This window comes from Microbacterium sp. KKR3/1 (genome assembly GCF_021272365.1).
In the GTDB taxonomy this organism is placed as follows: Bacteria; Actinomycetota; Actinomycetes; order Actinomycetales; family Microbacteriaceae; genus Microbacterium; species Microbacterium aurugineum.
Genome location: NZ_JAJSDW010000002.1, coordinates 187,215 through 208,177, shown reverse-complemented (window position 1 = coordinate 208,177; position 20,963 = coordinate 187,215). Strand labels below are relative to the sequence as shown.

At 68.0% G+C, this 20,963-nt stretch carries 22 protein-coding genes; 11 read left to right on the top strand and 11 right to left on the bottom strand.

Annotated features, from left to right (window positions below):
- The first annotated feature begins 63 nt into the window (after window positions 1–63).
- The 3 genes from LVJ59_RS12665 to LVJ59_RS12655 are packed head-to-tail and all read left to right on the top strand — an operon-like array spanning window position 64 to window position 1,675.
- A complete protein-coding gene (locus LVJ59_RS12665; protein WP_232763330.1) occupies window positions 64–807 on the top strand; it encodes an SDR family NAD(P)-dependent oxidoreductase in 744 nt (247 codons plus the stop codon).
- Window positions 804–1,244: a thioesterase family protein gene (locus LVJ59_RS12660; protein WP_232763329.1), complete on the top strand. Its 441-nt coding sequence runs from the start codon at window positions 804–806 to the stop codon at window positions 1,242–1,244. The genes LVJ59_RS12665 and LVJ59_RS12660 overlap by 4 nt, the downstream gene beginning before the upstream one ends.
- Complete coding sequence (locus LVJ59_RS12655) at window positions 1,241–1,675, top strand: nuclear transport factor 2 family protein (protein WP_232763328.1); 435 nt, start codon at window positions 1,241–1,243, stop codon at window positions 1,673–1,675. Before LVJ59_RS12660 ends, LVJ59_RS12655 begins: the two co-directional genes overlap by 4 nt.
- Here the strand turns inward: LVJ59_RS12655 and LVJ59_RS12650 are convergent.
- Window positions 1,662–2,696: an MBL fold metallo-hydrolase gene (locus tag LVJ59_RS12650; RefSeq protein WP_232763327.1), complete on the bottom strand. Its 1,035-nt coding sequence runs from the start codon at window positions 2,694–2,696 to the stop codon at window positions 1,662–1,664. The two genes, LVJ59_RS12655 and LVJ59_RS12650, sit on opposite strands and share 14 nt — an antisense overlap.
- An 87-nt stretch (window positions 2,697–2,783) precedes the next feature.
- On the opposite strand from LVJ59_RS12650, the gene LVJ59_RS12645 reads away from it, so the two are divergent.
- Both LVJ59_RS12645 and LVJ59_RS12640 read left to right on the top strand, forming a co-directional pair.
- Window positions 2,784–4,181: an MFS transporter gene (locus tag LVJ59_RS12645; RefSeq protein WP_232763326.1), complete on the top strand. Its 1,398-nt coding sequence runs from the start codon at window positions 2,784–2,786 to the stop codon at window positions 4,179–4,181.
- Window positions 4,178–5,338 (top strand): NADH:flavin oxidoreductase/NADH oxidase, encoded by a 1,161-nt coding sequence (locus tag LVJ59_RS12640; protein ID WP_232763325.1) that lies wholly within the window; start codon window positions 4,178–4,180, stop codon window positions 5,336–5,338. The genes LVJ59_RS12645 and LVJ59_RS12640 overlap by 4 nt, the downstream gene beginning before the upstream one ends.
- 14 nt (window positions 5,339–5,352) lie before the next feature.
- Here the strand turns inward: LVJ59_RS12640 and LVJ59_RS12635 are convergent, their stop codons facing one another.
- From LVJ59_RS12635 to LVJ59_RS12615, 5 genes are read right to left on the bottom strand one after another with little or no spacing between them, the layout of a single operon-like run.
- The gene (locus LVJ59_RS12635; protein ID WP_052193431.1) at window positions 5,353–5,805 is read right to left on the bottom strand and encodes a nuclear transport factor 2 family protein; all 453 of its coding nucleotides are present in this window, start codon (window positions 5,803–5,805) and stop codon (window positions 5,353–5,355) included.
- Window positions 5,802–6,548, bottom strand: a complete 747-nt coding sequence (locus LVJ59_RS12630) for a hypothetical protein (RefSeq protein WP_232763324.1) — start codon at window positions 6,546–6,548, stop codon at window positions 5,802–5,804. Before LVJ59_RS12630 ends, LVJ59_RS12635 begins: the two co-directional genes overlap by 4 nt.
- A gap of 58 nt (window positions 6,549–6,606) precedes the next feature.
- Window positions 6,607–8,271 (bottom strand): cytochrome b/b6 domain-containing protein, encoded by a 1,665-nt coding sequence (locus LVJ59_RS12625; protein WP_232763323.1) that lies wholly within the window; start codon window positions 8,269–8,271, stop codon window positions 6,607–6,609.
- 2 nt (window positions 8,272–8,273) lie between these two features.
- Window positions 8,274–9,245, bottom strand: coding sequence for an electron transfer flavoprotein subunit alpha/FixB family protein (locus LVJ59_RS12620; RefSeq protein WP_232763322.1), 972 nt, complete (start codon window positions 9,243–9,245; stop codon window positions 8,274–8,276).
- 1 nt (window position 9,246) lies between these two features.
- Window positions 9,247–10,023, bottom strand: coding sequence for an electron transfer flavoprotein subunit beta/FixA family protein (locus LVJ59_RS12615; protein WP_232763321.1), 777 nt, complete (start codon window positions 10,021–10,023; stop codon window positions 9,247–9,249).
- A gap of 176 nt (window positions 10,024–10,199) precedes the next feature.
- Between LVJ59_RS12615 and LVJ59_RS12610 the strand changes: the two genes are divergently transcribed.
- From LVJ59_RS12610 to LVJ59_RS12600, 3 genes are read left to right on the top strand one after another with little or no spacing between them, the layout of a single operon-like run.
- Window positions 10,200–10,736 carry a MarR family winged helix-turn-helix transcriptional regulator gene (locus LVJ59_RS12610; RefSeq protein WP_047522251.1) on the top strand — a complete coding sequence of 179 codons (537 nt, stop codon included), beginning with the start codon at window positions 10,200–10,202 and terminating at the stop codon, window positions 10,734–10,736.
- 1 nt (window position 10,737) lies between these two features.
- Window positions 10,738–11,208 (top strand): SRPBCC family protein, encoded by a 471-nt coding sequence (locus LVJ59_RS12605; protein ID WP_232763320.1) that lies wholly within the window; start codon window positions 10,738–10,740, stop codon window positions 11,206–11,208.
- Complete coding sequence (locus LVJ59_RS12600; RefSeq protein WP_232763319.1) at window positions 11,205–11,648, top strand: YdeI/OmpD-associated family protein; 444 nt, start codon at window positions 11,205–11,207, stop codon at window positions 11,646–11,648. The genes LVJ59_RS12605 and LVJ59_RS12600 overlap by 4 nt, the downstream gene beginning before the upstream one ends.
- 96 nt (window positions 11,649–11,744) lie before the next feature.
- Here LVJ59_RS12600 and LVJ59_RS12595 read toward each other — a convergent pair whose 3' ends face one another.
- The 4 genes from LVJ59_RS12595 to LVJ59_RS12580 form a co-directional block, all read right to left on the bottom strand.
- Window positions 11,745–12,521 carry an enoyl-CoA hydratase-related protein gene (locus LVJ59_RS12595; RefSeq protein WP_232763318.1) on the bottom strand — a complete coding sequence of 259 codons (777 nt, stop codon included), beginning with the start codon at window positions 12,519–12,521 and terminating at the stop codon, window positions 11,745–11,747.
- Window positions 12,522–12,630: 109 nt separating this feature from the next.
- Window positions 12,631–13,518, bottom strand: coding sequence for a 3-hydroxyisobutyrate dehydrogenase (mmsB, locus tag LVJ59_RS12590; protein ID WP_232763317.1), 888 nt, complete (start codon window positions 13,516–13,518; stop codon window positions 12,631–12,633).
- Complete coding sequence (locus tag LVJ59_RS12585) at window positions 13,515–14,720, bottom strand: acyl-CoA dehydrogenase family protein (RefSeq protein WP_232763316.1); 1,206 nt, start codon at window positions 14,718–14,720, stop codon at window positions 13,515–13,517. The genes mmsB and LVJ59_RS12585 overlap by 4 nt, the downstream gene beginning before the upstream one ends.
- Before the next feature lie 39 nt (window positions 14,721–14,759).
- Window positions 14,760–16,262: a CoA-acylating methylmalonate-semialdehyde dehydrogenase gene (locus LVJ59_RS12580; RefSeq protein WP_232763315.1), complete on the bottom strand. Its 1,503-nt coding sequence runs from the start codon at window positions 16,260–16,262 to the stop codon at window positions 14,760–14,762.
- A gap of 403 nt (window positions 16,263–16,665) precedes the next feature.
- On the opposite strand from LVJ59_RS12580, the gene LVJ59_RS12575 reads away from it, so the two are divergent.
- Window positions 16,666–17,250, top strand: a complete 585-nt coding sequence (locus LVJ59_RS12575; protein WP_134352303.1) for an antibiotic biosynthesis monooxygenase — start codon at window positions 16,666–16,668, stop codon at window positions 17,248–17,250.
- A 58-nt stretch (window positions 17,251–17,308) separates the two neighbouring features.
- Here LVJ59_RS12575 and LVJ59_RS12570 read toward each other — a convergent pair whose 3' ends face one another.
- Window positions 17,309–18,820, bottom strand: coding sequence for an alpha-N-arabinofuranosidase (locus LVJ59_RS12570; protein ID WP_232763314.1), 1,512 nt, complete (start codon window positions 18,818–18,820; stop codon window positions 17,309–17,311).
- 328 nt (window positions 18,821–19,148) lie between these two features.
- Here LVJ59_RS12570 and LVJ59_RS12565 point away from each other — a divergent pair, with 328 nt between their 5' ends.
- Both LVJ59_RS12565 and LVJ59_RS12560 read left to right on the top strand, forming a co-directional pair.
- A complete protein-coding gene (locus LVJ59_RS12565; RefSeq protein WP_232763313.1) occupies window positions 19,149–20,048 on the top strand; it encodes a carbohydrate ABC transporter permease in 900 nt (299 codons plus the stop codon).
- Entirely contained in the window at window positions 20,045–20,926 is an 882-nt protein-coding gene (locus LVJ59_RS12560) for a carbohydrate ABC transporter permease (RefSeq protein ID WP_232763312.1), read from the top strand. The genes LVJ59_RS12565 and LVJ59_RS12560 overlap by 4 nt, the downstream gene beginning before the upstream one ends.
- Window positions 20,927–20,963 lie beyond the last annotated feature (37 nt).

Sequence of the window (20,963 nt, the reverse complement as noted above, 5' to 3'; positions counted from 1 at the left end):
TGGCCTTGCCGCCGCGACGACGCTAGAGTCAAACAAGCAAATGCTTGGGCAAAGGAGCGCGGTATGAGTGCAGTCGACTTCGGATTCGCGGCAGGAGACGCGGTGCTCATCACCGGCGCCGGGAGCGGCATCGGCCGCGCTACCGCAGTGCACGCCGCAGAGCTCGGACTCGCCGTCAGCCTGTGGGATCTGAACCCGGGAGGCCTCGAGGAGACCGCGCAGCTCGTGCACGACACTGCGCCCGCCGTGCACACCTGGGTAGCGGACGTGTCGGACGACACCGCGGTGGACGGCGGGTTCACCGATGCGCGTCGTGTGCTCGGGACCATCCGCTACCTCCACAACAACGCCGGCCCCGCCTCCAGCTCGGACATCCCGTTCGACCGAGCGCTGGAGATCTGTGTCGGAAGCGTCCGCCGGATGACGCAGGCGTGGTCGGCCGCCGACCCCGGAGAGGGCGCGGCGATGGTGGCGACGACGTCGGTGGCCGGCAACCTGGTCGGCACGGACAACGCCTGGTACTCGGCCTCTAAGGCCGCGATCATGGGCTACATCCGCCATCTCGCGGCGCACCACGCGAAGGAGTTCCGCTCCAACGGCGTCGCGCCGGGGATGACCGACACACCACGCCTGGCCGGGTTCGCCGGTAGCGAGATCGGCCGAAGGGTGCTCACCCGCATCCCGCTGGGCCGCATGGCCACCGCTGATGACATCGCCTGGGCGACACTCTTCCTGCTCTCGCCGCTCGCCGGCTACATCAACGGCGTGTTCCTCCCGGTCGACGGCGGCTGGACGGTGACGCAGTGATCGAGGCCGCCGACCGGCCGATCATCCATTCGCACACCGTGCGTCTCAGCTACGCCGACACGGACCCCGCCGGCATCCTCTACTACGCCGCCTGGTTCCCGAAGATGGAGGGATTGCAGTCCGAGTTCCTCTACCTGCAAGGGCTACGGCAGGACACCCTCGTCGAACGCTTCGGCTGGTGGACGGTGTCTCGCGCCACGACCTGCGAGTACCTGGCCGCAGCTCGGCTGTTCGACGAGATCCGGATCGACCTGAGGATGGGGCGCGTCGGCCGTTCTTCCTTCCGATTCGCCTTCGAGATGACCCGCCTGGAGGATCGGATCACGGTCGCCCGCGCCGAGAGCACGATCGTCACGGTCTCTCCCGCGCAGGACCCCGTGCCGATCCCGGCCGCCCTCCGCGTGCATCTCGAGCGCTGGGCCGGGGAGACGGCGTGAGCGCCGATCTGCGGACGATCGGCGACCGCCAGGACATCGCGATGCTCCTCGCGCGCATCGCGCATCTCGCCGACGCCGGGGATCCCGAGGAGTACATCGCGTGCTTCACCCCGGATGCGATCTGGGATCTCACCGATGCCACCGATCTGCCGATGGATGTGCAGACCATCAGAGGGCGGGACGCACTGCTCGTCGGCGTTCATGACCGCCGCGCGTCGGGCATCCAGGGTCCAGGCACCCACACCCGCCACGACATCTCGAGCATCGCGGTGGAGATCGACGAGGACCGCGCGAGCGCGCGCTCCTATTTCCGTTACTACCGGCGAACCGACGGGGCCCCGACCCTCGCCGCGATGGGCGTCTACGCCGACACCTTCGTGCGCACCGCAGCGGGCTGGCGTCTGCACCATCGGGTGATCAGTCGGGGTTGAGCCAGCCCTGCGCCCGGCCGCTGCGCACCAGCTCGAGGTGCATCTCGGTCTGCCGCAGGGCCGAGTGCAGCCAGAAGCCGTCGAGACCACGCCAGCCCGAAGTCCAGGTGAGTCGGCTGGCATAGGTCCACACCGAGCGGTCGCCGAGCTTCGTGACCAGCGCGGCCACCTCGCCGGTTCGCCGCAGATGATGGGCGGAGATCGCGCCGCGCCGCGACGCCAGCCCGACGAATCGGAACTCGTGGCCGGGAAGCACGGTGAAGTCGTCGAACTCGGCGAGACGGTCGAGCGACGACAGGAGGTCCCCCATCGGCTCCGTCCCGGCCAGTATCCCGATGCCGACCCCCGAGTAGATGCGCGGAAGTACGTGGTCCCCGGTGAAGAGGAACCGGCTCGCACGATCGGCGAGGCAGATGTGGCCGCCCGTGTGGCCCGGCGTCGCGATGACCTCCAGGCGGTGCCCGCCGAGCTCGAGCACGTCCCCGTCGACGACCTGGAGATCAGGCTCGACATCGCCGGTGAGGGAGGGGCGCGCGAACGAGGCGACGAGCTCCTCGCGCCGCCCCTCTGGGACGCCCCAGCGCGCCAGAGTGTCGCGGTATGCCTCCGGATCGCGCGCGGCGGGGGCGGTGACAGCGGCGAGCACGCTCCGCTCGGCTGCGGACATCACCAGACGAGCTCCGGTGAGCGTGCGCATGCGACCCGCGATCCCGAGGTGGTCCGGATGATGGTGGGTCACGATGATGGTGCGGATGTCGGACAGCGACCTCTCCTCAGCAGCCAGAGCCCGCTCGATGCGGTGGAGGTTCTCCGGCGTATCCCAGCCGGGATCGATCAGGTGCACACCGTCGTCACCGATGAGCGCGTAGCCGAGGGTGCCGGGCAAGGTCCCCTCCGGGATCCACGTCGGAAGACTCCAGAACCCGTCACCCAGCTCGCGGGCTTCGAGCAGTCGCCCCGCCTCCCACGCCTCGCGCTCGACCTCGTCGACGGCGACCACGTCATCCGGAAGGCTGGTCATGACATGACCCTAGCAATCGCTTGTTCATTCCGCGAGATCCGGATAGCCTGACGAAGGGACAGCGCTCCCCCGAGCGGAACGGTGACGGTGAAGTCGGAATCAGAGCGCCACGAGCGCATGGTGGTGGCACTGCTCGCCGCCTGCGGCATGCTGACGTCGCTGCAGTTCACCCTCATCGTCCCCCTCCTCCCGCTCATCCCCGACCTCCTCGACACAACGGCCGCTGATGCCTCCTGGCTCATCACGGTCACCTTGCTCACGGGAGTGGTCGGCACCCCCATGGTCACCCGACTCGCCGACCTGCACGGCCGACGCCTCATGCTCCTGGTGTCGATGGGTCTGCTCGTGCTCGGTTCCGTGATCGCCGCGGTGATCCCCGGTTTCGGTGCCGCGCTCGTCGGACGCGCACTGCAAGGCTTCGGCACCGCGGTCGTCCCGATCGGCATCGGTCTGCTGAGCGCGCTCGTGTCGCGCCGCCGGGCCGTCCTCGGCATCGCGCTCATGAGCGCGACCCTCGGAATGGGCTCGGCGCTCGGGCTCGTCCTCGCCGGGCCGCTACTCCAATGGGGCGGCCTGTCGACGGTGTTCTGGTGCTCGGCCATCGTAGGAGGCGTCTTCTGCATCCTGATCCGCTGGCGCATCGCCGAAGCCCCGACGGGCGGCTCCCACACCTTCGACCTCATCGGCGCGGCCCTGCTCACCGTTGCACTCACCGCCCTGCTGCTCGCGATCTCGCGGGGACAGTACTGGGGATGGACCGGCTCGCCCACGCTCACTCTCGCGTTCCTCGCACTCGTGACGCTCGTCGTCTGGATGCGATGGGAACGGCGGCATCCCGCGCCGCTGATCGACGTGCGAACGGCGATGCGTGCGCCGATCCTGCCGATCAACATCGCCTCATTCTTCGCGACGTTCGGGATGTACGCCAACCACCTGCTCACGACGCAGGAAGCCCTCGCCCCTGCGTCCACCGGCTACGGCCTCGAGGTCGCCACCGCCGCGGCCGGGATGCTCCTCCTGCCGTCCGCGCTGACGATGATCCTCCTCGCTCCGCTCGCCGCGCGCGTCATCAACCGCTTCGGCGGGCGCCGGGCGCTGCTGCTCGGGTCGGCGACGATGGCGGCGGCGTTCCTGTTCCGAATGCTGTTCCACGGCGGCGTGCTGTCCGTCGTCATCGGTTCCGCACTCGTGGGAGCCGGCGTGGCCTTCGCGTTCGCGGCGATGCCCTCCCTGATCACCGCATCGGTCCCGGGAGACGAGGTGTCGACGGCGAACGGCCTCAATTCCGTCATCCGCACCCTCTCGGGAGCCGTGGCGTCCGCGCTCTTCGCTTTCGTGATCGCCGCCCTCCCCTCATCCGTCGATCCGGCCTTCCTCTCTGAACCGGCGCTGCAACTGTCACTCGGCTTCGCGTCCCTCTGCGGCGTGGTCACAGCGGTGTTCGCCGCGTTCCTCCGTCCGCCGCCGAACAAGGAACCCGCATGACACTCTTCTCTCCGCTCGCCCTTCGCGATGTCACCCTGCCGAACCGCATCGGCGTCTCACCGATGTGCATGTACGCGTCGTCGGACGGTCTGGTCACCGACTTCCATGTCGCGCACCTCGGCCGCTTCGCCCTCGGCGGCGCCGGGCTGGTGATCGCCGAGGCGACGGCCGTGCACCCGCACGGCCGCATCTCGCCCTTCGACGCCGGCCTGTGGAGCGACGAGCAGATCCCCGGATGGCGTCGGATCGCCGCACTCGTCTCGGCGGCCGGCGCTGTGCCCGGCGTGCAGCTCGGTCATGCCGGACGGCGCGCCGCTGTGCGGGAACCCTGGCGCGCAGGCGCACCCCTGGATGCTGAGGATGCGGCGTCCGGATTCGGTCCCTGGCCCCTGGTCGCTCCCAGCGCCCTGGCAGCCGGCCTCGGCCACACCGTGCCCGCCGCCCTCACGACGGAGCAGATCAGCCGTTCCGTGCAGGACTGGCACGACGCGGCCACCCGCGCGGTGACGGCCGGCTTCCGGTTCGTCGAGTTGCATGGCGCGCACGGCTATCTGCTGCACTCGTTCCTCTCACCCGTCTCGAACCGCCGCTCGGACGACTATGGCGGGAGCGCCGAGAACCGTCTCCGCTATCCCCTCGAGGTCGTCGCCGCCGTGCGCGCCGCGATCGGCGAGGGCATCCCCCTGTCGTTCCGCGTCTCGGCGGTCGACGGCGCCGAGGGTGGCGCCGGCATCGACGAGACGGTCGAGATGGCACGTCGCCTCGCAGACGCCGGCGTCGATCTGATCGACACCTCCTCCGGCGGGATCACCACCGACAGAGCGGTCGACACGCGCATCCGGCGCGGCTTCTCCTTCCACGCCGACTTCTCGCGACGCATCCGGGCGGAGGTGGGTGTGCCCACCGCGACCGTCGGCCTCGTCGTCGATCCGGAGCAGGCCTCCCGCCTCATCACACACGGCGACGCAGATCTCGTACTGCTCGGACGACAGCTGCTGGACGACCCCAACTGGCCGCACCACGCCCGGATCGCCCTCGGCGACGACAGCCACGACTCCTGGGATGTGCGCTTCGGCAGCGCACTCGGCCCGCGGGCCCGCACCCTCGCCCGCCTCGCCTCGTCCGGCGAGTCGCCTCTGTCGCGCTTCGGCGTCTGACTCCCCCCGCCGAGTCAGGGAACGAGAAGTTCTCTGGCGGCGGCGGCGCCGTCGAGCAACCTGTTGCGCCGGTGCCGGACGCGCCACCCGTCGGGAGTGCGAAGCATCTCCCACCGATTCGCGCTGACCCGCTCGCCGACCCACCGATCCCCTTCGCGCAGCATCACCACGGAGTGCGTCACCGCCACGGCCTCGTCTCCGTCGATCTCGATCCGCGGCGCCGACACGATGTGCGCGCAGCCGCGGCGCATGTATTCCTCGTGCGTCGGGATGCCCACCAGGCCACGGATGCCGCCGCCCTCCAGCACCGTGTCGTCGAACTGATAGGTACCGTCGGGTACCCACAGCGCTGCGACCGCATCCGCGTCGCCCGCGTCCACGGCCGGTCCGTACCGTGCGATGAGATCCGCAATCGCGGCGCGGTCCTCCAGAGACCGCAGCCGGCGCTCCAGAGCCTCGCTGCTCACCAGTCCTGCCAGGGGATGATCGTCTTCACAGGCGTGGAGAGCAGCCGCTCCCCCTGCTCCGAGAACTCTCCTTCGGCTGCCTGCAGCGCCGGCGCCATGTCGGCCGGATCCTCCTCCAGGTACACGAGGCGGATGCGGATGCTCCCCGGCGGATCGGCGGGCGTCTCCTCGAAGGGCAGCGACGAATGACGCTGAGGGTGGCTGTAGGAGAAGGTCCATGCTCCGGCGACCCCGTCGAGCTCCAGCAGCGCTGGGATGAGCTCGCGGTCCTCGCGCCGGTGCGCCGCATGAGCCTCGGCACTGTGCGGCTCGGGGAACCGTGTGGCGGTGACATGGATGCCGCGGTGCGGGCGGTACGGCAGCACCTCCGGAGCGACCAGCGCGCGAGGAGCCGCATAGCCCTTGACCGGACGGAAGAATGCCAACAGCGGTCGGTGGATGCCGGGGATCAACGGCCCCCGCCCCCACTGGAAGGACGCCTCGCCGAGGGCATCCCAGGCCGCGACGGATTCCTCGACCGGGTCACGGAACCAGTACATGGCGACGAAGTCGACGGCGCCGGCGAGTGATCCCTCACCGAGTCCGGCGTATTCCGGGCGCACCTCCCAGCGGTCCCCCCAGGCCACACCGGGGAGAGCGAGGTTCTCCGGGCGATGATCGAGCTGATGCCAGCGGTTGTACGCGGCATGCTGAGAGCGGTCGCCGAGGCGGACGAAGGAGAAGAAGGCGAGGGGCGCGAACACCGCTCCAGTCAAGCGCTTGCTTGGTTGCGTGTCAATGCTCGCACACCCGTATCCGGTGTCAGCGACCCGAGACCTTTCCGAAGACCTTCGCGATCGGAGCGAGCACCAGCGGACGGGCGGCCGCCCAGCCGATGGCGATCACGACGATCGAGACGACGAAGACCCAGAATCCCGTCCAGGTGACGGCATCCTGCGCGGCGAACATGTGGTTCAGGTTGCGCAGGAATCCGGTCAGCATCACCAGCGCCACGTGCGCGATGATGAATGCCACGAAGTACAGCATGATCGGGAAGTGCAGGGCACGAGCCCATTCGACCGGATATGCCTTCGACAGCTTCTCGGCCTTCTTCGGCCACAGTCCCGACATCCGGAAACCGGTGATCGCCGCGAGGGGAGCCGCGATGAACACGGTCGCGAAGTACGCGAGCTGTTGCAGGCTGTTGTAGTTGTTCCAGCCGTTCTCATGCGGCCAGTCGAAGGACACATACTGCAGGGCCGCCGACAGTGCGTTCGGGAAGACCTCCCAGCTCGTCGGCACGATGCGCACCCAGTGCCCGGTGACGAACAGCAGCACCACGAAGATGACGCCGTTCACGAGCCACAGGATGTCGAGCGCCTGGTGGAACCACAGGTTCAGGCTGATCTTGCCCTTCGCATTGCCGCGGGGCGTCCAGAAGACCGTCGGACGCTTCTCCGTGCGCACCTGGAGTCCGGAGCGGATGATGAGCACCATCAGGAACATGTTGAAGAAGTGCGCCCAGTTCACCCACGGTGCGAATCCGGGCGCGACCTCGATAGCCGGCTCGTACTCACCGGGGAAGGCCGCGAGGAAGTCCTGCATGAACGGGAAGCTCAGGAGCGTGCGCACCAGCGCGATGGCGGCTCCGGCGAGCACCCCGAGCGCAGCGGCGCCGAACAGGACGGCGATCGCCTGGGTCCAGGTCGGACGACGACGTGCGGGCTCCGGGGCCACAGCCACGTGCCGCGGTGCACGGCCGTCCCACACCGTGCGCTTCCACGCCAGCGGCGTATCGACGGTGGCGACAGCAGCGGTCGGGACCCGCGCGGCCGCGGAGGCAGGGGGCTCGGCAGCAACAGGATGCTCGGAAGCGGTAGCAGCAGCGTCGACAGGGGCCGCGGCTGCGGGGACGATCGGAGTGACGCCGGCGGGCGGCCACGGCTCACCACCGACGACACGAGGCAGCCCACGTCGAACACCGGTCGCCGAGGAGGCGTGCGCCTCCGACGTCGCGGCGGGCCCGGGCGTCGGCACAGGAGCAGCAGCGCCCACGGTGTCCGACACGACCGGGCCGGATGCCACAGCCGAGGCTGATGCCGCAACCGAGGATGCTGGCGTGGGCACCGCCTCCGCGGCTGCTGGTTCTTCCGCGACGGGAGCCAGCGCACCACTGGCCGGCGGCCACGGCTCACCCCCGGGCACGCGCGGGAGCCCTCGCCGGATGCTCGCGGTGGAGGAGGAGGCGACCACACCCGTCGTCGCCGCGACGGCTCCGTTCACGGACCCCACACGCGGTGCGAGCGCGTCCGCCTCCGGCGCGACCTCGGCCGCGATGGGTTCAGCGACCGGTACGGTCGCCTCCGGGAGCGACACGTCCGAAGGCTCGGGAGCGTCGGCCGCTTCCACGGCCACGGCATCCGCAGGGGGCCAGGGGTCCCCGCCCGGCACCCGCGGCAGACCGCGTCGCAGCATCCGCGTCGCCATGACTAGTTCTTCCGCGCCTCGAGCGCCGCGATCACCTGGGGGACCACGGTGAACACGTCGCCGACGATGCCGAAGTCCGCGACCTCGAAGATCGGCGCCTCGGGGTCCTTGTTGATCGCGACGATGTTCTTCGACGTCTGCATGCCCGCACGGTGCTGGATCGCTCCGGATATGCCGAGAGCGACATACAGCTGCGGAGAGACCGAGACGCCCGTCTGTCCGACCTGGTGCGACTGCGGGATGTATCCGGCGTCGACGGCGGCCCGGGAGGCACCGACCGCCGCTCCGAGCGCGTCGGCGAGCTCCTCGACGAGCACGAACTTCTCCTTGGAGGCGAGACCGCGACCGCCCGAGACGACCCGTGTGGCGCCTCGCAGCTCGGGGCGGGAGGAGGCGACCTCGACCGCTTCGACCGGACCAGCCGTCGCGACAACGACCCCGGACGGGGTGACATCGAGCACCTCGACCGAGTGCGACGGCACCGCCTCGGCACGCGCATCGACCGCGCCCTGACGCACCGTGATCACCGGGGTTCCGAATGTCGGAGCGGAGTCGACCAGATACGCGCCGCCGTAGACCGAGTGGTGCGCGACGACCCCCTCCTCGTCGCGGGAGACACCGACCGCGTCGACCGACAGCGCGCTCTTCGTGCGCACCGCGAATCGTCCTGCCACGTCTCGACCGGAGATCGAGTTCGAGATGAGCACAGCATCGGGTCGCACCTGGGCTGCCGCAGCCTGCAACGCGTCCACGATCGGGACCGTCAGCGCGGTGGGGTCTCCGTCGGCCGTCAGCACCACGGATGCTCCGGCCGCGGCGGCCTGATCGACCGCCGCAGGGCTGCCGCCGACGATCAGCGCCACGGGCGTACCGACCGTCGACGCGGCACCGATCAGCGCGGCCGTGCTGGTCGCGACGTAGCCGGAGGGGTCGACGTCGACGAGGACGAGGATCGGGTTCTCGGAAGAAGTCATCTCACACCAACCTGTTCTGCACGAGGTAGTCGACGAGCTTGTCGGCGGCATCGCCTTCATCGGTGATCTTCACGCCGGCCGCGCGCGGAGGCTTCTCAGACACCGCGGTCATGATGGTTCGCGGCGCTGCGGACGGATCCGCCGAGACCTCGAGGTCGGCGAGCGAGAGCACCTCCAGCGGCTTCTTCTTCGCCGCCATGATGCCCTTGAAGTTGGGGAAGCGCGCGTCGGGGAGCGCCTCGGTGATCGAGATGACTGCGGGCAGCGACGCCGTGATCGGCTGACTGCCTGCATCCGCACCGCGGACCCCGGATACGCCGTCGTCGGTGATCTCGACCGACGTGAGAGCGGTGGCCTGCGCGAACCCGAGGTGCTCGGCGAGCATGGCCGGGATGACACCGCCCGAGCCGTCAGTCGACAGGTTCCCGGTGATCACCAGGTCGGGGTTCCCGCGGCGGATCGCGGCGGCCAGCACTTCGGCGGTGAGGCCGAGATCGGCACCCACGAGTTCCTCATCGGCGATGTGCACTGCCGACGAGGCGCCGATCGCGAGCGCCCGACGCACGGAGGCGGTCGAGCCGGCCGGAGCCATCGAGAGGGCGACGACCTCGGTCCCGTCGTTCTTGTCGGCGTAGCTGAGGGCGACCTCGAGAGCACGCTCGGTGATCTCGTCCAGGACGACATCTCCGGCGGCGCGATCAGCGAGCCCGGTCTCGAGATTCAGTTTGCGATCGCCATAGGTGTCGGGCACCTCTTTGACCAAGACGAAGATCTTCATCGATTGCTCCTCACGACACGCTGAGTCTATCCGCATGGGCCTCTATGTAGCCAAAAGCGGAGGAAACCACGGTCGGGACCCCAGAATTGCCCCGACAATGTATACATACCCCACACTCCGGCTGCGGTATTCCCCACGCTCCGTCCGCCGCACGCCGCCGCCGGTACCGTAGAGAGGTGACCCGACCCCGCCCGCTCCCCGTTGACCCGCTCGCCGAGGCCAAGCGGCAGTGGATCGCGCACGGGTGGACGGATGCCGCCGACGGCATGGCTGTCGTCACCTCGGTCATGCGGGCCCAACAGCTCCTGCTCGCCCGCGTCGATGCGGCGCTCAAGCCGTTCGCGCTCAGCTTCGCCCGGTTCGAGGTGCTGCGTCTGCTCGCGTTCAGCCGCGCCGGACGCCTCCCCTTGTCGAGTGTCGTCGCTCGCCTTCAGGTGCACCCGACCACGGTCACGAGCACGGCGGAGCGACTGGTCCGCGATGGGCTCGTGGTGCGGGAGCCGCACCCGCACGACGGTCGGGCCGCGCTCCTCGCCCTCACGGATGCCGGGCGGGAACTGGTCGAACGCGCCACCCGGTCCCTGAATTCCGAGGTCTTCGTCGATCCCGGCATGAGCGGAGACGACGCCGCGGAACTCGTCGCGATCGTCGCACGGCTCCGCAAAGCCGCAGGCGACTTCGCGGACCCTCGCCCGCATCCCGAGCCGCTCTGACATGCCCCGGTTCGTCCTCGAGACGCTCATCGCCGCACCACCCGCTGCCGTGTTCGCCGCGTCGCTGGACCCTGAGCTGCACGTCCGCTCGATGGCTCGACACGGCGAGTCGATCGTGGAGGCACCGGCGGGGGGATCGTTCACGGAGGGGTCGACCGTCACGTGGCGGGCACGTCATTTCGGCGTCCCGTTCCGGTTGCGTTCCGTCGTGTTCGACATCGATCCACCCCACGGCTTCTCGGACCGACAGATCGCCGGCCCGTTCGCGGCGTTCCTGCACGAGCACCGGTTCGTTGCGCATCCGTCCGGCACGCTCATGCGGGACACGGTGACGTTCCGGTCGCCCTTCGGTCCGCTCGGCCGAATCGTCGACGCCCTGTTCCTCGGCGCGTACATGCGCCGCCTGATCAGCGAACGCAACACGATTCTGGCCGCCGAGATCGAGGACCCCGGGCGTACCCTGTCGGCATGAGCGAACTGCGTCTGCACACCGTCCTCACCGGTCGCGGCCCTGCCGCGGCGATCCTGCTCACGGACGAGCAGGTCGCGTCATTCGGTGCCGGGAAAGCCTTCCCGGTCGCCGTCACCATCGACGGACGCACCGCCCGCCTGCGACTGGCACGGATGGGCGACGAGAACCTGATCGGGTTCAGCAAGGCCGTCCGCACCGAACTCGGGCTGGAGATCGGGCAGGAGATCGATGCCGTGATCCGGCTGGATTCAGCCGAGCGCACCGTCGACATCCCCGCCGAGCTCGCTGCAGCCCTGGAGACCGACCCTGCCGTGCGCGCACGCTTCGACGCACTGTCGTACTCCGTACGCAAAGAGCACGCGCGGAGCGTGGCCGAGGCCAAACAGGATGCAACGCGCGAACGCCGGATCGCGAAGGTCCTTGACGCCCTCTCCGACTGAGGGCGTTCACAACTCCTCAGGAATCTCCGACGAGCACCGCGCGAAGCGGCGTTTCCCGCGCGACGCACTCCTTTCTGAGGAGTTGCGAACGAACACCTAGCGGTTCTGGAAGTCCGGCGACCGCTTCTCCCGGAACGCCGACATCCCTTCCTTCTGGTCGGCGGTGTCGAACAGCGCCGCGAAGGCCTGCTTCTCGTGCGCGAGGCCGTCGGCGAGGGTCGTCTCCATCGCCGCATCCAGCGCGGCCTTCGCCGCATAGACGGACGGCAGCGACTTCGCGGCGATGGAGTCGGCGAGCGTCGCCGCCTCGGCGAGGAGCTCGGATGCCGGAACGACGCGCGACACGAGACCTGCGCGCTCGGCTTCCTCCGCCCCCATGAAACGTCCGGAAAGCACCAGCTCGGCCGCCTTGTAGTAGCCGACCGCACGGATCAGGCGCTGCGTACCGCCCATCCCGGGGATGACGCCGAGGTTGATCTCCGGTTGGCCGAACTTCGCGGTGTCCGCGGCGAGGATGATGTCGCACATCATCGCGAGCTCGCAGCCCCCGCCCAGGGCGAAGCCGGAGACCGCCGCGATCACGGGGGTGCGTACCGCGGCGAAGTCATGCCAGACGCCGAAGTGGTCGGTCTCGAGCATCTCCGCCGCGGACATGCTCTCCATCTCCTTGATGTCGGCGCCGGCCGCGAACGCCTTCTCGGACCCGGTCACCACGATGGCGCCGACAGCGTCGTCCGTGTCGAAGGCGACGGCGGCCGCGGTGACCTCCTCCGCGAGTCGGCTGTTCAACGCGTTCAGCGCGCCGGGTCGGTTCAGGGTGATCCACCCCACTCGTCCGCGCTGCTCGACCAGGATGGTCTCGTATTCGGTCATGTCGCCCTCTCCGTCGGATCTCCTTCAGCATTCACCCTGGCCTTCGAATCGCGCAAACGAATCCGTCCGCACCGCGAATGGAACCATTTGCGCGATTCGAACGCAGTGCTCACACGCGGTCGTCGCGGATATCCGTGATGATGCCCGAGAAGTCCCGGGTCGCACCGTCACCGGCGGCGAAGGCGGCATAGAGCTCTTGCGCCAGACGGCCCATCTTGGCGTCGGTCGATGTCTGTTCGATCGCCTGCAGCGCGAGGCCGAGGTCCTTCGCCATCAGCGCCCCGGCGAAGCCCGGCTGATAGTCGCGGTTGGCCGGACTCGTGGGAACCGGGCCGGGAACGGGGCAGTTCGTCGTGATCGACCAGCACTGGCCGGATGCCTGCGACACGACGTCGAACAGCGCTTGGTGCGCGAGGCCCAGTCGCTCCCCCAGCACGAACGCCTCGGCCACCGCGATCTGCGAGACCGCGAGCACCATGTTGTTGCAGACCTTCGCCGCCTGGCCGAGCCCGGGCCCGCCGCAGTGCACGATGCGCTTGCCCATGACCTCCAGCAGCGGCAGCGCTGCGGCGAAGTCCTCGTCCGAGCCACCGACCATGAAGGCGAGCGTGCCGTTCTCGGCACCCACCACACCTCCCGAGACCGGGGCATCGATGTTGCGGTGCCCCGCGGCGAGCGCGAGCGCGTGTGCCGCCCTCGCCTCATCGACGGCGATCGTGGACGACTCGATGAAGAGAGTGCCCGGTCGCGCGGCGGCGAGCAGTTCGGTGCGATACGCCTCGATCACGTGCTTTCCGGCAGGGAACATCGTGATGACGACGTCCGCCTCGGCCACCGCATCGGCTCCACTCGCCGCAACCGGGATCCCTGCCGCCTGCGCCGTCTCGACGGCGGCGGGCACCAGGTCGAAGCCGTGCACCTCATGACCGGCGGCGACGAGGTTCCTGGCCATGGGGAGGCCCATGTGCCCGAGACCGAGGAAGGCTACGCGAGTCATGACCCGCTCCGAATCTGGTCTCCGCCGCCGCGCTGGAGGGAGGCGGAACCCGCAGGTCGCAGCATCTCGCGACCGACGATGAGCCGCATGATCTCGTTGGTCCCTTCCAGGATCTGATGCACGCGCAGGTCACGGACCACCTTCTCGATGCCGTAGTCCTGCAGATACCCGTAGCCGCCGTGGAGCTGCAGCGCCCGGTTCGCGACGTCGAATCCGGCATCGGTCGCGAAGCGCTTGGCCATCGCACAGCGCATCGTCGCGTCGGGTGCATGCTCATCGACCGCCTGCGCGCCGTCGCGCACCATGAGGCGTGCGGCGTGCAGGTCGGTGCGCATGTCGGCGATCGCGAACAGGATCGACTGCTTCTCGGCGAGCGGCTCTCCGAAGGCCATCCTCTCGTGCACGTACTGCACGGCCTTGTCGAGCGCCCATTGCGCGCCGCCCAGCGAACAGGCAGCGATGTTGAGCCGACCTCCATTGAGGGCCGACATCGCGATGGCGAACCCACGCCCTTCGTCGCCGAGCATGGCGGAGGCCGGAACCCGCACGCCGTCGAGGATCACCTGGCGGGTCGGCTGCGCATGCCAACCCATCTTCTTCTCCGGCGCCCCGAAGCTCAACGCCTCGGCGTCGCCCGGCACCAGGAACGCGCTGATCCCCCGCGCGCCCGGCTCTCCGGTGCGTGCCATGACGACGTAGACGGCGGCCTCGCCCGCGCCCGAGATGAACTGCTTGACGCCGGTGAGTACGAAGTCGTCGCCGTCGCGGACCGCGCTCGTCGCGATGTTCGCAGCGTCCGATCCCGCGCCCGGCTCCGTCAGGCAGTACCCGCCGAACTCGGACATCGAGGTGAGCGCCGGCAGCCACTGCCCACGCTGCGCATCGTCGCCGTACGTGTCGATCATCCACACGACCATGTTGTGGATGGAGATGTAGGCCGCGACCGCAGGATCGCCCTTCGCGAGCTCCTCGAAGATCGCGACGGTGTCGAGGCGGCTGAGGCCGGTGCCGCCGAACTCCTCGTCCACGTAGATGCCGCCGAGGCCGAGCTCACCAGCACGGTTCAGCGATTCGCGGGGGAACAGGTGCTTCTCGTCGCGCTCCGCGGCGTGCGGGGCGAGCTCGGTCTCCGCGAACTCACGGACGGCGCCGATGATCGCCTCGCGCTCTTCGGCTGTGGTGGTGACGGTGGTCATGGTCATCGTGGTTCCTTGTGGGAGTTTCGTGCCGGACGGTACGGATCAGTGCATGGTGGGGATGACGAAGCTGGCGCCGTCGCGGATGCCCGCCGCAGGCCAGCGGCTCGTCACCGTCTTGGTCTTCGTGTAGAACCGGAAGGCGTCGGTGCCGTGCTGGTTGAGGTCTCCGAACCCGCTGCGCTTCCAGCCGCCGAACGTGTAGTACGCGATCGGCACCGGGATCGGCACGTTCACGCCGACCATCCCGACCTCGACGCGGGCGGCGAAGTCGCGTGCGGCGTCACCGTCGCGCGTGAAGATCGCGACGCCGTTGCCGTACTCGTGCTCCGAGGCCATGCGCAGCGCCTCTTCGTAGTCGGCAGCACGGGCGATCACGAGCACCGGGCCGAAGATCTCTTCCCGATAGATCGCCATCTCGGTCGTGACGTGGTCGAACAGGGTCGGTCCGAGGTAGAACCCCTCTTCGTGACCGGGAACGGTGAAGCCGCGGCCGTCGGCGAGGAGGGTCGCTCCTTCGTCGACGCCCTGCTGGATGTACCCCTCGACCCGTTTCACCGCCGCGCGGGTGACCAGCGGCCCGTAATCGACGTCCGCCGCGAGAGAGGGCCCGACCCGCAGCTGGGCGACCCGTTCGGTGAGTTTGGCGGCGAGAGCGTCGGCCGTCTCCTGTCCGACCGGAACGGCCACCGAGATCGCCATGCAGCGCTCTCCGGCCGAACCGTAGCCCGCACCGATGAGCGCATCCACCGCCTGATCGAGGTCGGCGTCCGGCATCACGATCATGTGGTTCTTGGCTCCGCCGAAGCACTGCGCCCGCTTGCCGTGAGCCGTCGCGGTGCCATAGATGTACTCGGCGATCGGTGTGGACCCGACGAACCCGACGGCCCGGATGCGGTCATCGGTGAGCAGCGCGTCGACCGCCTCCTTGTCACCGTGCACGACGTTGAGCACCCCGGCGGGAAGTCCCGCTTCGAGGAAGAGCTCGGCGAGGCGCACCGGCACCGAGGGATCGCGCTCGCTGGGCTTGAGCACGACGGCGTTCCCCGCTGCGAGCGCGGGCCCCGCTTTCCACAGCGGGATCATGGCGGGGAAGTTGAAAGGAGTGATCGCGGCGACCACGCCCAGGGGCTGCCGCATCGAGTAGACGTCGATTCCGGTCCCCGCGCCCGTGGAGTACTCGCCCTTGAGCAGGTGCGGAGCCCCGGCCGAGAACTCGATGACTTCGAGACCGCGCTGGATGTCGCCCTTGGCATCGTCGACCGTCTTGCCGTGTTCGCTCGCGAGGAGCTCGGCGAGCGGCGTCATCTCGCGCTGCACCAGATCGAGGAAGCGCAGCAGCACCCGCGCACGCTTCTGCGGGTTGGTCGCGGCCCAGGCGACCTGGGCCTCCTCAGCGTTGGCGATCACCCGGCGGACCTCCTCGGCCGACGCCAGCGGCACCCGCGCCTGCACGGCACCGGTGCTCGGATCGAACACATCGGCGAAGCGACCGGAGTCGGGAGTGAGAAGCGATCCGCCTACGAAATGGGCGATGGTACGAGTCATTGTGCGACATCCCTCCGTGCCGTCATTGGCACATTGAAGAGTTTACTCTGGCCTCCGGAGATTTACTAGGACGTCCTAGCATTTTTTGCCACGTGGGTCTTCTCATCCGTCGGGGGTGTTCGCACCGCGTTCACCGGCCGGCCATCTCCCCCGGGTACAACTGCAGATGCGCGGACAGAGACTCAGACCGGATCGGGTGTCACGTCCACCGCGCGCACGGTGAGCACTCTCGCTCCCGTCGCGGCTCCCACGCCGCGAGACCCCCGCCGAATCGGGTCGGCGGGGGTCCTCCTCGTGGAGGCGGCGTCCGTCCGAATCCACCTAGAATCGACCGTGCGCTGCCACCCTGGCGCATCCGCTTCGACGCCCCGACCCCGGGCGTCCGTTCTCCGAGGACCGCATCATGTCCGAGCCCGTCACCGTGTCCATCCGCCGCGAGGTCGACCCCGGCCGCATCACCGAGGCGACCGCCTGGGTGCAGACGGGGGTGAACCTCGCGACGAAGTATCCGGGCTTCCTCGGCTCCGGCTGGGTGCGCGCCGGCGAGGACTCGCAGGTGTGGCACATGCTCTACCGCTTCGCGAGCGAGGAGTCGCTGGTCGCGTGGGAGCAGTCGGCCGAACGCACCTGGTGGCTGTCGATGGGCGAGGGCTTCGTGCGGAGCGAGCGTTCGAAACGGCGCACCGGCATCGAGGGCTGGTTCGACGAGCCGACCACCGGGACCATCACGCTCCCGTCCTCCGAGGGCGGCACCGCCACGGTCACCGTCGCGCCTGCGCCTCCGCGGTGGAAACAGGCGACCTCGATCTGGCTGGGCTTCTTCCCGGTCAACCTGGCCTTCACCTACGCCCTGAGTCCCGTTCCCGGCTGGGACGGTCTCCCGATCTGGCTGCGAGTGCTCGTCACGACTCTCGTCCTCACCCCGATCATGGCCTACTGGGTACTGCCCTTCGTGACCCGGTCCCTGCGGAGCTGGCTCACACGCTGACGAGACCTCTGCGCACTCGCAACGCGATCACCCCGTCTCGGACCTCGGGCCGGTGAGTTCAGCCCAGAGCGATGGCGGACCAGGACACGGGCGGCAGAGTCACCGTGAGCAGTCCTCCTTCGAGGGCGACCGTGTCGTTGTCGCGGACGGTGACGCGCTCCGGCTCGGCAAGCGTGTTCACGGCGTACACGTCGTCATCGCTCAGGGTGTGGGCCTCGCACACCCCGACGTCGCCGAGTCCGGCGATGTCCACGGTGACCGTGATCGCCTCCGTCGTGCTCCGATTCACCAGGAAGACGGCGGAGCGCCCGGTCTCGGACTCGTGCGTCGCCACCGCGTCGACGAGTGGCACTTCGCCATACAGTGCGGTGCGGTAGGAGGGAGCGTCGAGCTTGAGCTCGAGCGCGTCCCCCTGGGCCAGGCGCGAAGTGATCGAGAAGGGGTAGAACGTGGTCTGCCTCCACGCGGGCCCGCCCGGCTCGGTCATGATGGGCGCGATCACATTCACCAGCTGCGCCAGCGACGCGCTCGTGACCCGATCGGCATGCTTGATCAGCGAGATGAGGAGGTTGCCGAAGACGACCGCGTCGACGACCGAGTACACGTTCTCCAGCAGACGCGGAGCGATCGGCCAGTTGTCGATGCCGGAGATCTTGTCCACGTCGCGGAACCGGTCGAGGTACCAGACGTTCCACTCGTCGAAGGAGAGGTCGATCTTCTTCGTGCTGCCCCGTACGGCCCCGACGTGATCAGCCGTCGCCACCACCGACTCGATGAAGCGATCCATATCGACGGCGGACGCGAGGAACGAGTCGAGGTCTCCGCCCTTCTCCTCGTAGTAGGCGTGGCAGGAGATGTAGTCGACGTCGTCGTAGGTGTGCCCGAGCACGACGCGCTCCCATTCGCCGAACGTGGGCATGTGCCGGCTCGATGACCCGCAGACGACGAGCGTGACATCGGGGTCCATCTGTCGCATGGCCTTGGCCGCCTGCGAGGCGACCTTGCCGTAGTCGTCCGCAGAGCGATGGCCGAGCTGCCACGGACCGTCCATCTCGTTGCCCAGGCACCACATCTCGACACCGAACGGCTCGTCGCGCCCGTTCTCTCGACGCCGCTCACTCAACGCCGTCCCTCCTCGGATGTTCGCGTACTCGAGAAGATCCAGTGCCTCCAGCGTTCCCCGGGTGCCGAGGTTGACCGCCATCATGAGGTCGCTGCCCACCTTGTCGAGCCACGAGACGAACTCATGGAGCCCGACCTCGTTCGTCTCGGTCGAGTGCCAGGCGAGGTCGAGGCGCCGGGGCCGCTGTTCACGAGGGCCGACCGAGTCTTCCCATCGGAATCCCGAAACGAAGTTGCCGCCGGGATAGCGGATGGTCGAGACGCCGAGTTCTCTGACGAGGTCGATGACATCCCGGCGGAACCCCTCCGCATCCGCGGCCTCATGCCCGGGTTCATAGATTCCGTCGTAGACGTGGCGGCCGAGATGTTCGACGAAGCCGCCGAACAGTCGACGCTGAATGCGCCCGGTGACGAAATGCGGGTCGATGGTCAGATGGGCCGATGGCATGGGTGCTCTTCCGAGTGAGGACGTGTGCGTCACCAATATACAACGTTGTAAATCTCTCGGCAGGAGCATAACCTGTTCAGCGAAGACAGGTGGAGGCGGAGCAAACGACCCGGTTCATGGAGCATCGACATCTCCGCGCCACCCGAAGCTCCGGCGAGAAACGCCACCCAGGCATGAGTTCGAGGAAGAAAGCTGCCATGACTGATCGAGAACCAGCGCGACGCCCCCACAGCCTCACGAGCACGCATCGCCGGCACGGTGACGTGGCGCATTGTCAGCCTGTTTACATCGTTGTGAATTCTGGAACGCTGAGAAGGGGTCGCGGCGCATGAAGAAGCTGCTCTACAACCAGCGTCTCGCTCCCTACCTGTTCATCCTGCCCTTCGTGCTCACGGTGCTCGTCTTCTGGCTGGTTCCCGTCGGCCGATCGGTGACGATGAGCTTCCAGGAGGTGCTCTACGGTCAGGCCACGTTCATCGGTACGGAGAACTACGAGCGGCTCTGGCGCGACCAGGTGTTCTGGAAGGCCATGTTCAACAGCATCCGCTACATGCTCCTCACCCTGGTCATCCTCGTCCCGATCCCGATGGTGCTGGCGGCGATCATCAACTCCCGACTGGGCAACAGCCGCATCAAGGACTTCTTCAAGTCCTCGCTCTTCATCCCCGCTCTGACGTCCGTCGTGGTCGCCGGCATCATCTTCCGACTAATGTTCTCCGAGACCGACTCGGGTCTGATGAACCAGGTCGTCGAGTTCTTCGGCTTCGGGCCCGTCCGCTGGCTACGCGAAGACCTCACCGGTCTCACGGCGCTGCTCCTCCTGGCGCTGTGGAGATGGGCCGGCGTGAACACGATGTACTTCCTCGCCGGCATGCAGGCGATCCCGACCGAGTACTACGAGGCGGCGTCGATCGACGGTGCGAGCAAGGTCCAGCAGTTCTTCAACGTCACCCTGCCGGGGCTGAAGCCCACCATCGTCTACGTCACCACGATCAGCGTGTACGGCGGTCTGGCCATGTTCCTCGAGAGCTTCATGCTCTACGCCGGCAACAACTCACCGAACAACCAGGGCCTGACGATCGTCGGCTACCTCTATCGCAAGGGCATCCAGGACAATGACCTCGGCTTCGCCTCCGCCGTGGGCGTCGTGCTCCTCGTGCTGGTCCTCGCGATCAATCTCACTCAGCTCATCGCCACGGGCACGTTGAAGAAGGAGTCGGCTCGATGATGTACCAGACCTCCGCGACGCCGCCTACCACCCGCACACGACCACGGATGTCGCGTCGCACGGCGGGACTGATACAGAGCGGCTTCCTGATCCTCATCGCTCTCGTCTCGCTCGTCCCGGTGCTCGCGATCGTCTTCGGAACCTTTCAGGACGGCAACGACGTCATCCGCAACGGGATCTCGTTCTCGACCGACTGGTCGACACTGAGCTTCGACAACTACGTGATGCTCTTCACCGATTCCGGCCTGTACTTCCAATGGTTCTGGAACAGTCTCGTGCTCACGGTCGTGCAATTGGTGGGCACTCTCCTCGTGAGCTCGTTCGTCGCCTACGGGTTCGCGATGTACGAGTTCCGCGGCAAGAGCCTCGGCTTCATCCTCGTGATCATCCTCATGACGATCCCGTTCGAGATGCTCATGCTGCCGCTGTACGTCCAGGTGAACGACATGCGCGCCACGGACCAGTACTGGATCGTCGTCCTCCCGTTCCTCGCCCAGGCGGTCACGATCTTCTTCTTCCGGCAGTACTTCCTCGGCATCCCGAAGGAGATCCTCGAGGCCGGTCGCATGGACGGAGTGTCGGAGTTCGGCATCTTCTTCCGTCTGGTGGCACCGATCGCCAAACCGGCGTTCGCGGCGATGGCGATCCTCAACAGCATGATCATCTGGAACAACTTCCTCTGGCCGCTGCTGGTTCTGCGCTCGCCGGACAAGTTCATCCTGCCCATCGGCCTGAACACGCTGCTCACGCCGTACGGCAACAACTACGAACTGCTGATCATCGGCTCGTTCTTCTCCCTGATCCCCCTCCTCATCCTCTTCCTCGCGTTCCAACGGTTCTTCGTGCAGGGCATGACCGCCGGTGCGGTCAAGGGCTGACACCGAACCATCCTCTCCCCCGTATCCCCCACACAGT

Coding starts and splice junctions, on each gene's coding strand:
- LVJ59_RS12595 (WP_232763318.1), bottom strand. CDS start 12,521: ATGACCGAATACGAGACCATCCTGGTCGAGCAGCGCGGACGAGTGGGG.
- LVJ59_RS12625 (WP_232763323.1), bottom strand. CDS start 8,271: ATGGCGACGCGGATGCTGCGACGCGGTCTGCCGCGGGTGCCGGGCGGG.
- LVJ59_RS12585 (WP_232763316.1), bottom strand. CDS start 14,720: ATGACCATGACCACCGTCACCACCACAGCCGAAGAGCGCGAGGCGATC.
- LVJ59_RS12650 (WP_232763327.1), bottom strand. CDS start 2,696: ATGACCAGCCTTCCGGATGACGTGGTCGCCGTCGACGAGGTCGAGCGC.
- LVJ59_RS12620 (WP_232763322.1), bottom strand. CDS start 9,245: ATGACTTCTTCCGAGAACCCGATCCTCGTCCTCGTCGACGTCGACCCC.
- LVJ59_RS12560 (WP_232763312.1), top strand. CDS start 20,045: ATGATGTACCAGACCTCCGCGACGCCGCCTACCACCCGCACACGACCA.
- LVJ59_RS12600 (WP_232763319.1), top strand. CDS start 11,205: ATGAGCGAACTGCGTCTGCACACCGTCCTCACCGGTCGCGGCCCTGCC.
- LVJ59_RS12615 (WP_232763321.1), bottom strand. CDS start 10,023: ATGAAGATCTTCGTCTTGGTCAAAGAGGTGCCCGACACCTATGGCGAT.
- LVJ59_RS12580 (WP_232763315.1), bottom strand. CDS start 16,262: ATGACTCGTACCATCGCCCATTTCGTAGGCGGATCGCTTCTCACTCCC.
- LVJ59_RS12605 (WP_232763320.1), top strand. CDS start 10,738: ATGCCCCGGTTCGTCCTCGAGACGCTCATCGCCGCACCACCCGCTGCC.
- mmsB (WP_232763317.1), bottom strand. CDS start 13,518: ATGACTCGCGTAGCCTTCCTCGGTCTCGGGCACATGGGCCTCCCCATG.
- LVJ59_RS12640 (WP_232763325.1), top strand. CDS start 4,178: ATGACACTCTTCTCTCCGCTCGCCCTTCGCGATGTCACCCTGCCGAAC.
- LVJ59_RS12570 (WP_232763314.1), bottom strand. CDS start 18,820: ATGCCATCGGCCCATCTGACCATCGACCCGCATTTCGTCACCGGGCGC.
- LVJ59_RS12575 (WP_134352303.1), top strand. CDS start 16,666: ATGTCCGAGCCCGTCACCGTGTCCATCCGCCGCGAGGTCGACCCCGGC.
- LVJ59_RS12665 (WP_232763330.1), top strand. CDS start 64: ATGAGTGCAGTCGACTTCGGATTCGCGGCAGGAGACGCGGTGCTCATC.
- LVJ59_RS12565 (WP_232763313.1), top strand. CDS start 19,149: ATGAAGAAGCTGCTCTACAACCAGCGTCTCGCTCCCTACCTGTTCATC.